The sequence below is a fragment of the Nonomuraea sp. NPDC050790 genome (assembly GCF_044456745.1).
Taxonomy (GTDB): Bacteria; Actinomycetota; Actinomycetes; order Streptosporangiales; family Streptosporangiaceae; genus Nonomuraea.
Window position 1 is genome coordinate 1385114 of sequence record NZ_JBITGF010000001.1, and the last position, 12171, is coordinate 1397284.

General features: G+C 72.5%; 11 protein-coding genes. 3 read left to right on the forward strand and 8 right to left on the reverse strand.

Annotated features, from left to right (window positions below; translation table 11 throughout):
* Positions 1-7: 7 nt before the first annotated feature.
* Positions 8-979 (reverse strand): aldo/keto reductase, encoded by a 972-nt coding sequence (locus ACIBEJ_RS06240; RefSeq protein ID WP_397181529.1) that lies wholly within the window; start codon positions 977-979, stop codon positions 8-10.
* A 51-nt stretch (positions 980-1030) separates the two neighbouring features.
* On the opposite strand from ACIBEJ_RS06240, the gene ACIBEJ_RS06245 reads away from it, so the two are divergent.
* Positions 1031-1489, forward strand: coding sequence for a hypothetical protein (locus tag ACIBEJ_RS06245; protein ID WP_397181530.1), 459 nt, complete (start codon positions 1031-1033; stop codon positions 1487-1489).
* On the opposite strand, the gene ACIBEJ_RS06250 is transcribed toward ACIBEJ_RS06245, so the two are convergent.
* Entirely contained in the window at positions 1476-3062 is a 1587-nt protein-coding gene (locus tag ACIBEJ_RS06250) for an ABC-F family ATP-binding cassette domain-containing protein (protein WP_397181531.1), read from the reverse strand. The genes ACIBEJ_RS06245 and ACIBEJ_RS06250 overlap by 14 nt on opposite strands.
* Positions 3063-3298: 236 nt before the next feature.
* Here ACIBEJ_RS06250 and ACIBEJ_RS06255 point away from each other — a divergent pair, with 236 nt between their 5' ends.
* Entirely contained in the window at positions 3299-5575 is a 2277-nt protein-coding gene (locus ACIBEJ_RS06255; RefSeq protein WP_397181532.1) for an ATP-binding cassette domain-containing protein, read from the forward strand.
* Between the two features lie 50 nt (positions 5576-5625).
* On the opposite strand, the gene ACIBEJ_RS06260 is transcribed toward ACIBEJ_RS06255, so the two are convergent.
* The 5 genes from ACIBEJ_RS06260 to ACIBEJ_RS06280 form a co-directional block, all read right to left on the reverse strand.
* The gene (locus tag ACIBEJ_RS06260; RefSeq protein ID WP_397181533.1) at positions 5626-6927 is read right to left on the reverse strand and encodes an FAD-dependent oxidoreductase; all 1302 of its coding nucleotides are present in this window, start codon (positions 6925-6927) and stop codon (positions 5626-5628) included.
* Between the two features lie 90 nt (positions 6928-7017).
* Complete coding sequence (locus tag ACIBEJ_RS06265; RefSeq protein ID WP_397181534.1) at positions 7018-8706, reverse strand: DJ-1/PfpI family protein; 1689 nt, start codon at positions 8704-8706, stop codon at positions 7018-7020.
* 90 nt (positions 8707-8796) lie between these two features.
* Complete coding sequence (locus ACIBEJ_RS06270) at positions 8797-10002, reverse strand: amidohydrolase family protein (RefSeq protein WP_397181535.1); 1206 nt, start codon at positions 10000-10002, stop codon at positions 8797-8799.
* Positions 10003-10036: 34 nt separating this feature from the next.
* A complete protein-coding gene (locus ACIBEJ_RS06275) occupies positions 10037-10912 on the reverse strand; it encodes a LysR family transcriptional regulator (protein WP_397181536.1) in 876 nt (291 codons plus the stop codon).
* A 9-nt stretch (positions 10913-10921) separates the two neighbouring features.
* Entirely contained in the window at positions 10922-11287 is a 366-nt protein-coding gene (locus ACIBEJ_RS06280; protein ID WP_397181537.1) for a hypothetical protein, read from the reverse strand.
* A gap of 81 nt (positions 11288-11368) precedes the next feature.
* Between ACIBEJ_RS06280 and ACIBEJ_RS06285 the strand changes: the two genes are divergently transcribed.
* Positions 11369-11782: a MarR family winged helix-turn-helix transcriptional regulator gene (locus ACIBEJ_RS06285; RefSeq protein ID WP_397181538.1), complete on the forward strand. Its 414-nt coding sequence runs from the start codon at positions 11369-11371 to the stop codon at positions 11780-11782.
* Here ACIBEJ_RS06285 and ACIBEJ_RS06290 read toward each other — a convergent pair.
* Positions 11750-12166 (reverse strand): hypothetical protein, encoded by a 417-nt coding sequence (locus tag ACIBEJ_RS06290; protein WP_397181539.1) that lies wholly within the window; start codon positions 12164-12166, stop codon positions 11750-11752. The genes ACIBEJ_RS06285 and ACIBEJ_RS06290 overlap by 33 nt on opposite strands.
* Positions 12167-12171 lie beyond the last annotated feature (5 nt).

Consider the following 12171-nt stretch of genomic DNA (forward strand, 5'->3'; position numbering starts at 1 on the left):
CCGAGCGTCAGGGCATGTACTCGCGCGCCTGGTAGGGCTCGGACAGGAACGCGATCTCCTTGTCCGCCAGCCTGACCTCCACAGCGGCGGCCGCGTCGTCGATCTGCGCCGGCTTGGTGGTGCCGACGATCGGCGCGGTCAGCCCCGGCTGGTGCATCAGCCAGGCCAGCGCGACCTGGGCGGGCGGCAGTTCGCGCTCGGCCGCCACCTGGGTGAGGCGGTCGAGGATCGCCCGGTTGCTGTCGGTCTCGTAGGTGGCGGGGATGCGGCCGTCGTTGGCGCTGCGCGTGGTGGCGGCCTGCGCCTGGGCGGGCCTGGCCAGCACGCCGCGCGCCAGCGGGCCCCACGGGATAACGCCCACGCCCTGGTCGCGGCAGAGCGGCAGCATCTCCCGCTCCTCCTCGCGGTAGAGCAGGTTGTACTGCGGCTGCATCGAGACGAACTTCGTCCACCCGTTGACCTCGGCCACGTGCTGGGCCTTGGCGAACTGCCACGCCCGCATCGTGGAGGCGCCGAGGTAGCGGACCTTGCCGGAGCGCACGAGGTCGTGCAGCGCCGCCATGGTCTCCTCGATCGGGGTCTCCTCGTCCCAGCGGTGGATCTGGTACAGGTCCACGTAGTCGGTGCCGAGCCGTTCCAGGGAGGCGTCGATCGCGGCCATGATGTGCTTGCGCGACAGCCCGCCGTCGTTCTGCCCCTCACCCATGGGGAAGAACACCTTGGTGGCCAGCACGTAGTCCTCGCGCCTGGCGAACGTGCGGCGCAGCACGTTGCCGGTGATCACCTCGCTGCCGCCGGTGCTGTACATGTCGGCGGTGTCGAAGAAGGTCACGCCGTGCCCGGCCGCCCGCCGCACGATCGTCTCCGCCTGCTCCTCCGAGACGAACCAGTCCAGGAGCTCGGGATCGCCGAAGCTCATCATGCCCAGGCACACCCGGGACACCTTCAGGCCACTGTTCCCCAAACGGATGTATTCCATGACATCGATCCTTCCATCCCACGTGAAGTGTTCCGGCCATACGGTCGCGCCATGACCACCACCGACAAGGACCCGGCCACCGCCGTGGCCGACATGGTCGCGCACGTCCTGCGCCTGGCCGGCACCTGGACCCGCTGGGACGGCGTGCCCCGGCCCGTCGACGACCGCGTCTACACCCCGCACAAGGCGATCCGCCGGGTGGCCGACCACATGATCGACCACCTGGCGGAGGTGGAGGCCCGGCTGGCGGGCCTGCCGCCGATCCCCGACCGCTGGCACGCCTCGGCCGTCACCACCGCGCACGACCTGGCGCCCTTCACCCAGGACGACCTCGACGAGGCGGTCAGCAGGCTCACCCGGCTGTCGCAGATCTGGACCGTCCGGCTCGGCTCACTGACCGAGGAGCGCCTCGACCACAGCCCGGGAGAAGGCTGGAGCATCAGGTACCTCGCCCACCACCTGGCCGGATCCACCTACTACGCCGACGCGGTCGGCCTCATGCCAGAGTGACCAGCTCGCCGTAGCCGGGGTTCCAGAGGTCCTCGACGCCGTCGGGCAGCACGAGCACCCGGTCGGGACGCAGCGCCTCGACCGCCTCCTCGTCGTGGGTGACCATGACCACCGCGCCCCGGTACCCGCCGACCGCCGCCAGCACCTCCGCCCGCGAGAGCGGATCGAGGTTGTTGGTCGGCTCGTCGAGCAGCAGCACGTTGGCCCGGGAGCTGACCAGCCCGGCCAGCGCCAGCCTGGTCTTCTCCCCGCCCGACAGCACCCCGGCCGGCTTGTCGGCGTCCTCGCCGCCGAACAGGAAGGCGCCGAGCACCGTGCGCGCCTCGCCGTCGCTCAGCTCGGGCGCGTGCGCGGCCAGGTTCTGCCGCACGGTACGCCCCAGGTCGAGCGTGTCGTGCTCCTGCGCGAAGTAGCCCAGGCGCAGCCCGTGCCCGTGCACGACCCGGCCGGAGTCGGGGCGTTCCCGCCCGGCCAGCAATCGCAGCAGCGTCGTCTTGCCCGCGCCGTTGAGGCCGAGCACGACCAGCCTGCTGCCCCGGTCCACGGCCAGGTCCACGCCGGTCAGGACGTCGAGCCCGCCGTAGGACTTGGTCAGGCCGACCGCGCCGAGCGGGGTGCGCCCGCTCGGCGCGGGCTCGGGCAGGCGGATTCTGGCCACCTTCCCGGTACGGCGGGCCGGCCGTACCTCCGCCAGCATGCGGTCGGCCCTGCGGGCCATGTCGCGCGCCCGCGTCGCGGTGGACGAGCGTGCCCGCATCTTGTCCGCCTGCGCGTGCAGGGCGGCGGCCTTGCGCTCGGCCACGGCCCGATGGCGCGCGTCGCGGCGCTCACCGGCGGCACGGTCGGTGAGGTAGGTGTGCCAGCCGGTGTTGTGGATCTCCAGCGCGGCGTGCTCGGCGTCGACGTGCCACACCCGGTTGACGACGTCGGCGACCAGGTCCGTGTCGTGACTGATCATGACGAGGCCGCCGGAGTGGCCGCTCAGGAAGCCGCGCAGCCAGGCGACCGAGTCGGCGTCGAGGTGGTTGGTGGGCTCGTCGAGCAGCAGCGTGCCCTGGTCGGCGAACAGGACGCGGGCCAGCTCCACCCGGCGGCGCTGCCCGCCGGACAGGGTGCCGAGCGGCTGGGCCAGGGCCCGTTCCGGCAGTCCGAGCCCGGCGGCCACGCGGGCCGCCTCGGCCTCGGCGGGGTAGCCGCCGCGCGCCTGGAACTCCTCCTCGGCGCGGACGTAGCGGGCCATCGCCCGCTCGCCGCCACCGGCCAGGGCCTGTTCGGCGGCGCGCAGCTCGCGTACGGCGGCGTCCATGCCACGCGCGGACAGGATGCGGTCGACGACCGGGACGGCCGGATCGGCGGCGGCGGGATCCTGCGGAAGGTAGCCGATCGGCCCGGAGGCGGTGATCGTGCCGGCTGCCGGGGGCAACTGCCCGGCCAGCGTGCGCAGCAGGGTGGTCTTGCCCGCGCCGTTGCGGCCGACCAGGCCGACGCGGTCGCCGGGAGCTACGTGGGCGGTGACGCCGGAAAGGAGAAGACGGGCGCCGACGCGCACGTCGACCCCACGGAAGGTGAGCATGGGATGACACTCCGGAACGACTCAGGGACACACGGGTGGCGGGAAACGTGTGCGGGAGCTAAGAGGTCCTGGGAGCAGACATGGGTTCAGGCTAGACCAGCCGCGACCGGCGCGGCATTCGGTTTTTGCCCCGTGACGCCGGTCCGACTTTGATGGCAGGTTGAGGGTTTTTGCGGATTTGTCTGGGGATTTCGCGGAAAACCTTTCATGGCGACGTCAATGGAATACTTCAAGACATGCAGCCTTCGGATTACGACGCCGCGGACGCCCATGACCTCATCCAGGTCCGTGGAGCCCGAGAGAACAATCTGAAAGGGGTCTCCCTCGACCTGCCCAAGCGCCGGCTCACCGTCTTCACCGGCGTCTCGGGGTCGGGGAAGTCCTCGCTCGTCTTCGACACGATCGCGGCCGAGTCGCGCCGGCTCATCAACGAGACCTACACCGCGTTCATCCAGGGTTTCATGCCGCCGCTGTCGCGGCCCGAGGTGGAGTCGCTGCACAACCTGAGCGCCGCCATCATCGTCGACCAGGAGCGCATGGGGGCCAACGCCCGTTCGACGGTCGGCACGGCGACGGACGCGTACACGATGCTGAGGATCCTCTTCAGCCGACTCGGTGAGCCGGCCGTGGGGCCCGCGCCGCACTTCAGCTTCAACCGGGCCGAGGGCATGTGCCCGGCCTGCGAGGGCCTGGGCAAGGTCACCGACATCGACGTGGACGAGCTGATCGACAAGGACCGCTCGCTCAACGAGGGCGCGATCACCGCGCCCGGCTACGCCGTCGACACCTGGTACTGGCAGGTCGTCGCCAACTCCGGCTACTTCTCCCCCGACCGCAAGCTCAGGGACTTCACCCCCGAGGAGTGGGAGCTTCTCCTGTACGCGCCGGTCACCAAGGTCAAGGTCGGCACCCACAACCTCACCTACGAGGGCCTGGTCCCCAAGATCAGGAAGCAGTACATCGGCAAGGACCGCGAGTCCATGCAGTCGGCCGCACGCGCCTTCGCCGACCGCGCCATCAAGCTCGGCACCTGCCAGGAGTGCGGCGGCGCCCGCCTCAACCAGGCCGCCCTGTCCAGCCGCATCGACGGGCGCAACATCGCCGAGTGCTCCTCCATGCAGATCAACGACCTGGCCGCCTTCGTCAGGGGCCTGAAGGGCGCCGGCGTCGGCCCGATGATCGACACGCTCGGCACGACGCTCGACTCGCTGGTCGAGATCGGCCTCGGCTACCTCAGCCTCGACCGCGAATCGGGGACGCTGTCGGGCGGCGAGTCGCAGCGCGTGAAGATGGTCAGGCACCTCAGCTCTCCCCTGACCGACGTCACCTACGTCTTCGACGAGCCCACCGCGGGCCTGCACCCGCACGACATCCAGCGCATGAACGACCTCCTGCTCCAGTTGCGCAACAAGGGCAACACCGTCCTGGTCGTCGAGCACAAGCCGGAGACCATCGAGATCGCCGACCACGTGGTGGACCTCGGTCCCGGCGCCGGTTCGGCGGGCGGCGAGCTCTGCTACGCCGGCGACCTCGCCGGGCTGCGCGCCTCGGGCACGCTGACCGGCCGCTACCTCGACCATCGGGTACGGCTGCGCGAGAGCTTCCGCACCCCGACCGGCCACCTGCCCGTCACCGGCGCCACCCTCCACAACCTCAGGGACGTCAGCGTCGACATCCCCCTGGGCGTGCTGATCGTCGTCACCGGCGTGGCCGGATCGGGCAAGAGCTCGCTCATCCACGGCTACGTCTCCGGCGGCGAGGGCGTGGTCGTGGCCGACCAGTCGCCGATCCGCGGCTCCCGGCGCAGCAACCCGGCGACGTACACCGGCGTCCTGGACCCGATCCGCGCCGCCTTCGCCAAGGCCAACGGGGTCAAGCCCGGCCTGTTCAGCGCCAACTCCGAGGGCGCCTGCCCGGCCTGCAAGGGCATCGGCATGATCTACACCGATCTGATGATGATGGCCGACGTCGGCTCGGTCTGCGACGAGTGCGACGGCAAGCGGTTCACCGCCGAGGTCCTGTCGTACAAGCTGCGCGGCAAGGACATCAGCGAGGTCCTTGCGATGTCGGCCGAGGAGGCCCGCGACTTCTTCACCACCGGTCAGGCCAAGACCATCCTCGACCGCCTGAACGCGGTGGGACTCGGCTACCTGGGGCTCGGCCAGCCGCTGACCACCCTGTCCGGCGGCGAGCGCCAGCGGCTGAAGCTGGCCATCCACATGGCCAGGAACGGCACCACCTACGTCCTGGACGAGCCCACCACCGGCCTGCACCTGGCCGACGTGGACCAGCTCCTGGCGCTGCTGGACCGGCTGGTCGACGACGGCAACACGGTCATCGTCATCGAGCACCACCAGGCCGTCATGGCCCACGCCGACTGGATCATCGACCTGGGACCCGGCGCCGGTCACGACGGCGGCCAGGTCGTCTTCTCCGGCACCCCGGCCGACCTGATCGGCCAGGGCTCCTCGCTGACCGCCCAGCACCTGCGCAAGTACGTCAACGCCGGGTAGGCGATCTCGGCCCGCTGCCCCCGCCGACAGGGCACTAATGATCGGCCTGCTCACCCGCCTCGTCGAGCACCGCTGACCGGCGTCGCGTCCCGCCCGATGCCCTCGGTCAGCGCGCGCAGCCGGGCGGCACCCGGCGTCAGCAGCCCGGCCACGGCCAGCGCCGACCTGACCGCGCTCTCCTGACTGTCGCTGCCGGTCAGATGGCTGCCCGCCAGGTAGATCCCGCCATGGCCCTGGCGGGCGGCCAGCGTGGCGCGGGCCCGCACGGCGGCCGGGGTGACGACGAGCTGGCGGAAGGAGCGCTGGGCGACGACCTCGGCGGGCGGGCGCTCGCGGTAGGTGATCCAGCTCTTGAACACGTCCACGCCGAGGGCCGGGCCGTACCAGTGGGCGGCCTCCGCCCAGCCGTCGTGCACCTGGAGGTTGACCGCGGACCAGTGGCGGCGGCAGGCGGGCTGGTAGGCGGGGTCGAGGTGGACGGCGACCTCGGCCGGCGTGTAGGTGAACGCGCCCAGCGCCAGCCGTACCCGGTGGGTGCCCGCCAGCGGGGACAGCAGCGACAGGGCGGCGGGGGCGGGCACGGCGAGCACCACGCAGTCGGCGACGACCGCGCGCCCGGCGGCGTCCACGACCTCGAAGCGGCCGTGGTCGCGGCGCAGGGCGCCGACGGGCGAGCCAGTGCGGAGCGCTCCACGCGGCAGCGCCGCCGCCAGCCGCCTGGTGACGTCCTGGGTGCCGGGGACGAGCGCCGACCACAGCGGCGCGTGCTCGCCCGACGCGGCCGACACGCTGAGGAAGAACTCGATCGCCGCCCGCGCCGAGACCTCGGGCGCCTGCTCGTTGGCGCAGCGGACGTGGTGGGCCAGCAGCGGGTACAGCAGCCAGTCCTTGGTCTCGCGCGCGAGTGGCAGCGGCTCGACCAGCTCGGCCAGCGGGATCTCCCAGCTCGGGTCGGCGGCCTCGAACCGCGCCGCCGCGGCCAGGAACGTGCCCAACGCCTGCCAGGGCCGCCCGGTGACCGGTTCGCGCTCGCCCCGCCGCTGGTCGGGCAGGTGCGGGGTGACCAGTATGGGCCTGGCCCGGTCCGGCCCGGTCACGGTGAGCGTCAGCGGGGCGGGGGCGAGATCAGCGGCGGACAGGCCCAGCAGCCGCAGCAGCCGTCCGTGCGCGGGGAAGCCGGTCGGCGAGAGGTACTGCGCGCCGAGGTCGACGGTGACGCCCTCCGCCCGCACGCTGTGGGCGTGCCCACCGGCGTGCCGGGCCGCTTCGAGCACGACCACCTCGTGCTCGCCGTCCAGCAGCCACGCGGTGGTCAGGCCCGCCAGGCCGCCTCCCACGATCGCGATCCGCATGCGTCACCTCGAATGGCGGGACACCTGACAGGAAGTCAGAAGGACAGTCAACCCACCACACTAGGCCGCATCCGCGGAATTGCCCACGTTTTAGCGGTTCCTCCTGCGGCGCAGCACCCACCCGCCGCCGATCGCCAGGGCGGCGCCGACCAACAGGAGCGCCAGCGCGACGGTCGTCGCCGGCCACGGCCAGCCGCTGCCGCGCAGGTCCACGTCCAGCACCGGGTACTCCAGCGTCTTGGCCGCCCACCGCGCGGTCGGCACGTCATAGGTGCGGGCGATGTCGCGCAGCACCGGGTCGAAGGCGAACTCCGCGCCGGTGTGCAGATACACCGCGCCCGCCTCGCGCCGGGGCGCCGCCGTACCCGGAACCAGGAGCCGGTCCAGGCCGCCGGCGTTCCGCGCGCGCGGCACGAACGTCAGCCCGTGCCGCGACCTGATCGGCCCCTCGCCGACCGCCACCGTCCGCCCGATCATGGTCTGCTCGGTGTACGACGCGAACGCCGCGGCCAGCTCCAGTTCCCCGGTGCCCGCAACCAGCCGGACGCCGATGTCGGAAGGGCCGACCTGGTAGGAGGAGTTGAGCGCGACGACGGCCACGTCCGCGGGCTCCCAGCTCGACACCGGGATCGGTCCCGAGGCGCCCGGCGTGTAGTGGCGCCAGTGGACCCTGCGGGCGGCTTCGCCGGCGGCGTCCATGCCCACCAGGCGTTCCAGCACGCGCAGGCCGCCGTCGATCCCGGACAGGACGCCGGCCGTGGTGATGACCTCGCCGTCGTCCACGTAGCGCCGCCCGCTCACCCAGCCCACCGTGGCGTAGTCCGCGCGCAGTTCCGGCAGCCGCCACCAGTGGGAGGTCGCGGGGCGGCCGTCCAGCAGGCCGGCGGCCGCCAGCGTGCGGGCACCCGCGCACACGCTGACGGCCAGCGCCCCGGCCGCCGCCTGCCCCCGCAGCCAGGCGGCGATCCGGTCGAGCTCGGCCGGGTGGTTCAGGGCGGGGACGACGACCGCGTCGAGGGTGTCGCCGCGCTCCTTCAGCAGCCGGTCCAGCTCGTCGAAGGTCAGGTCGGGCACCAGGTCGAGGCCGCCGGTCAGCGGGACCAGCCGGGCGCCGGGCGAGACGACGTAGGTGTTGACCCGGCCGGTGCCGGCCAGCACCTCGTACGGTCCGAGCAGGTCACCGGCGTTCGCGCCGCTGCCGCTGACCACCAGGGCCACGGTGGGCTTGGCCGGGTCGTGCCTGGCCTGGTTGCCCGCCGGGGCAACGGTGACCGCGTCGGCGCGGGCCGCGTACAGGCCGGCGAACTTGCCCGCCGTGTTCACCCCGGAGACCGCGGCGGGGAGCATCAGCGCGATCAGGACGACCCCCGTGCGTCCCAGCCAGCGCGTGCCGAGCCGGTGCTCGTGGTGCAGGTACTGCTCGCGCCGCCACAGCATGACCGCCAGCATCGCGACGAACATGAGCACGTGGCCGATCGTCATCACCATGTGGCCGGACAGCGCGCCTAGCCAGTAGGGCACGAGCAGCAGCACGAACGGGGCGACCATGGCCACGCTCATCTCGGCGATGGCGGGCCAGGGGTGGCGGCGTACGAGCATCCACAGGGCCATGCCGATGGTCATGTCGGCGGCCATCAGCAGCACGTCCGCCTCGGTCCAGAGGTTCGCGGGCAGGACGGCGTCCCACAGCATGCCGAGCAGCAGCATGCCGGCGAGCATCGCGACGACCATCTCGAGGTAGTGCAGGCCGAACCGGAGCCACTTCTTCGTCTGGGTCATGGTTCGACTATCGGAGCGGGCGGGGCCGTACCGGAGGAATGGGCGCGCGCAGGTCCGGAAACTTGGGGGTCCGGTCTTTCCTGCCGTGGTTCAGCGGGCCTGGCGGACGCCGCGGCGCCAGACCTCGGCGATGGCGCGGGTGGCGGTGATGTCGCGGGTGGGGTCGCCGTCGACCAGGACGAGGTCGGCGCGCAGGCCAGGCCGGACGGCGCCGCGGTCGGTGAGCCCGAAGCGGAGCGCGGGCAGGCGGGTGGCGGCGGCCAGGGCCTGTTCGGGCGTGAGCCCGGCCTCGACCAGCAGCAGAAGCTCGCGGTGCATACCGGCGCCGTGGAGCGGGGCGAGGAAGTTGGCATCGGTGCCGGCCAGCAGCGTGACGCCCGCCTCGTGCAGGACGGCCGCGGCGCGCAGCGCGTTGACGACGCCCTGCGGGTGCACGGGCACGACCGCGTGGTCACGGTCGGCCGCGGCCCCGGCCCGCTCGGGCAGGCGCGCGGCGATCCGCTCGTCGCGCACGAGTTCCGCGCCGCGCGGGTCCTGGGTGATCGCCTCGACGTACGCCAGCGTGCTGACCACGAAGACGCCCTGGGCGGCGGCCCGCGCGGCCAGCTTTCCGGTCACCGGGTCGCCCGGCGCGGTGTCGTGGAAGACGTGCGCCAGTCCGTCGATCCCGGCGTCGAGCGCGATCGCGGTGTCGCGGGCGGTGGCGACGTGCGCGATCGTCATGAGCCCGGCCGCGTGTCCGGCTTCGACCAGGGCCTCGACCACGTCCTGCCCGATCGCCGGCAGGTCGAGCCCGGCGCTCCCGCCGTCGTCGATCACGATCTTCAGGTAGTCGGCGCCCTCGGCCCGCCGCGCCTCGACGAACGCCTTGGCCTGCCTGGCCTCGGCGATCGTGTCGAAGGGGCCCACCGCGTCGCCGAACCCCTCTCCCACGGCGGTCATGATCTGGCTCGGGTGCCCGCCGGGCGCGGTGGCCAGCACGCCCGAGCTGCGCAGGTCGGCCACGTCGTCGCGGTCGGCCGCCAGGCGGCGCTGGCGGGCGAGGTTGGCGGGCAGGCAGAACATGTCGAGTTCTGTGGTCACGCCGAAGGTGAGTGCTTGGGCGAGCATGCCGTCGGAGACGTGCACGTGGGCGTCGATCAAGCCGGGCAGCAGGGTCTTTCCCGTGCCGTCGACCTCGGCGTCGGCACGCAGCCCGTCCGGCTCGGCGATCCGGTCGCCGTCGATCAGGACGTCGGCTGCCGGCAGGGTGCGCTCGCCGGTGAAGACACGGGCGCCGCGAATCAGAGTACGCATGCGCCAGATAATACGATCCCTAACTATCAGATGTCTAACGATGCAGCTCGGCGCGCAGCCGTTCCACCAAGGGCGGCCGGGGCCCGGCCGGGGTGACGAACAGGATGCTGCGTGCGCCGACTTCCTGCACCGTCTCGCGCACGACCACCTCGTGGCCCGCCTCCAGGGCCAGTTCCGGCACCAGCGCGACGGCGTCACCGGCCGCCACGAAGCCGTGGATCACGCTGTAGCTGTCGCTCCTGAGCACGATGCGGGGACGGAAGCCGAGCGGCTGACAGGTGGCGTACAACGTCTGGTCGCTGGGGTCGTAGCCGCCCGCGGAGATGATCCATCCCCGGTCCGCGAGCTGCCCGAGGTCGACCGGACCTTCGAGCGCCTGGTCCGCGGGCAGCAGCAGGCGGAACGGGTCGTCGAACAGCGGCTCCACGCGCAGGTCCGACCCGTAGCGCGGCGTCACGCCCGCGACGTCGTAGATCAGCGCGCAGTGCAGGGACCTGGCGCGGACCCGGGTGAGCAGGTCCAGCGGCTCGGCCTCGGTCAGCTCGACCCGCACTCCACTGCCCGCGGTCGCCCGGCGCAGGGGGCGGGGCAGCAGCTTGGTCGCGGCCGTGGTGAACGCCCCCACGCGCAGCGTCGCCAGGCCGTGGGCCAGGCGGGCACGCACGTCCGACTCCACCGCCGCGACCCGGTCGAGCACCCCGGCCGCGTGCTCCAGCACCATCGCCCCGATGTCGGTCAGGACGGCGCCGGTCGGGCCCCGCTCGACCAGCCGGGCGCCGAGGTGGGACTCCAAGGCGTCCAGATGGTAGCTGATCGTGGGCTGGCCGTAGTGGAGCTGCCGGGCGGCGGCGGCCAGTGAGCCGTTCACCGCGATGGCGCGCAGCACCTGGAACTGGCGGAGGTCGATCATCGGCACATGCTACGCACGGCTCGCGACGAGCTGGTGCCTGATGACGAACGCCAGGAGCACGATCGCCAGCAGGTCGAACGGCACGCCGAGCACGTCCCCCAGCCGGTCGGGCCCGAGCAGGACCAGGAAGGTGGCCTTGGTCGCGATGGCGGTCGCGGCGACCGGGATCCTGGCCAGCGGCTGAAAGGCGGCCCAGACCAGCGCCGCGCCGAGCGCCGCCTGGAGCATGCCGCGGTGTTGCAGCAGGGACAGGGCCATCGGGTCGGACGGCACCGCCATGCCGTACGCGGTGGTCAGAGAGCCCGGCGCGAAGAGCGCGGCGGCCGGCGTCGCGGTGATCACGCCGAGCGTCACGAGGATGATGCGCACTAACATGTTCGCCCTCCTGATTATCAGTACTACTGACAATCAGTGTAGGGAATCGATGCGTGCCGGTGAAGGCCCTAGATTTGGCTCATGGAGCCACGCCTCGACACCCAGACCGGCTACCTGCTCGTCAAGCTCGGAGCCCTGGCCGGGGCGCGGTTCGACAGTGTGCTGGCCCCGCTGGGACTCCGCGGGCGGCACGTGCGGGTGATCGAGGAGATGCGCGGCGCCAGCCACTCCCAGCAGGAGCTGTGCCGGCTGACCGGCCTCGACCGCACCACGATGGTCGCCGTGCTGGACGAACTCGAGCAGCGCGGGTACGCCCGCCGCTCCCGCAGCACTGCCGACCGGCGCAAGCACGTGGTGACGCTCACCGGCGCGGGCGCGCGCGCGTTCGAGGAGGCGGCGCGGGTGCTGGCCGAGGCGCAGGAGGCGTTCCTCGCACCGCTCAGCGCCGAGGAACGCCTCCAGCTACACGACCTCGTCGAACGCCTGCGCCCCTGAGACGGTCCTGGTCAGCCGGAAGGTGAAGTAGTCGACCGTCCAGCCGTCCCTGACGAGCGCGCGCGCCAGCTCGACGGCGACCGGGCTGATGTTCACCGCCAGTACGGCGGCCGCCACCGAGGCGGCCAGCACCGCGTTGCCCCTGCAGCCGGTGCCCATGTCCAGGACGCGGTCGCCGGGACGGACCTCCTCCAGCACCGCCTCGCCCAGCAGATGGGCCATCCCGGTGATCGGCCGCACCTCGGGCGGCACCACCAGCGTCCTGCCCGGGTACGCGAACGTCTGGCCGGAGCCCGCCTCGGCCTTGGCGGCCTCGTAGGCGCGCAGATGCCACCGGCGGATGCGCTCCGCCTCCTCGGCGGAAAGCCTCGAGGTGTAGGCCATGCCGG

Bases quoted from the DNA above. Each gene is read 5' to 3' on its own strand.
- ACIBEJ_RS06280 (WP_397181537.1), bottom strand. From the start codon at position 11,287: ATGTTAGTGCGCATCATCCTCGTGACGCTCGGCGTGATCACCGCGACG.
- ACIBEJ_RS06255 (WP_397181532.1), top strand. From the start codon at position 3,299: ATGCAGCCTTCGGATTACGACGCCGCGGACGCCCATGACCTCATCCAG.
- ACIBEJ_RS06290 (WP_397181539.1), bottom strand. From the start codon at position 12,166: ATGGCCTACACCTCGAGGCTTTCCGCCGAGGAGGCGGAGCGCATCCGC.
- ACIBEJ_RS06270 (WP_397181535.1), bottom strand. From the start codon at position 10,002: ATGCGTACTCTGATTCGCGGCGCCCGTGTCTTCACCGGCGAGCGCACC.
- ACIBEJ_RS06260 (WP_397181533.1), bottom strand. From the start codon at position 6,927: ATGCGGATCGCGATCGTGGGAGGCGGCCTGGCGGGCCTGACCACCGCG.
- ACIBEJ_RS06275 (WP_397181536.1), bottom strand. From the start codon at position 10,912: ATGATCGACCTCCGCCAGTTCCAGGTGCTGCGCGCCATCGCGGTGAAC.
- ACIBEJ_RS06245 (WP_397181530.1), top strand. From the start codon at position 1,031: ATGACCACCACCGACAAGGACCCGGCCACCGCCGTGGCCGACATGGTC.
- ACIBEJ_RS06265 (WP_397181534.1), bottom strand. From the start codon at position 8,706: ATGACCCAGACGAAGAAGTGGCTCCGGTTCGGCCTGCACTACCTCGAG.
- ACIBEJ_RS06250 (WP_397181531.1), bottom strand. From the start codon at position 3,062: ATGCTCACCTTCCGTGGGGTCGACGTGCGCGTCGGCGCCCGTCTTCTC.
- ACIBEJ_RS06240 (WP_397181529.1), bottom strand. From the start codon at position 979: ATGGAATACATCCGTTTGGGGAACAGTGGCCTGAAGGTGTCCCGGGTG.
- ACIBEJ_RS06285 (WP_397181538.1), top strand. From the start codon at position 11,369: ATGGAGCCACGCCTCGACACCCAGACCGGCTACCTGCTCGTCAAGCTC.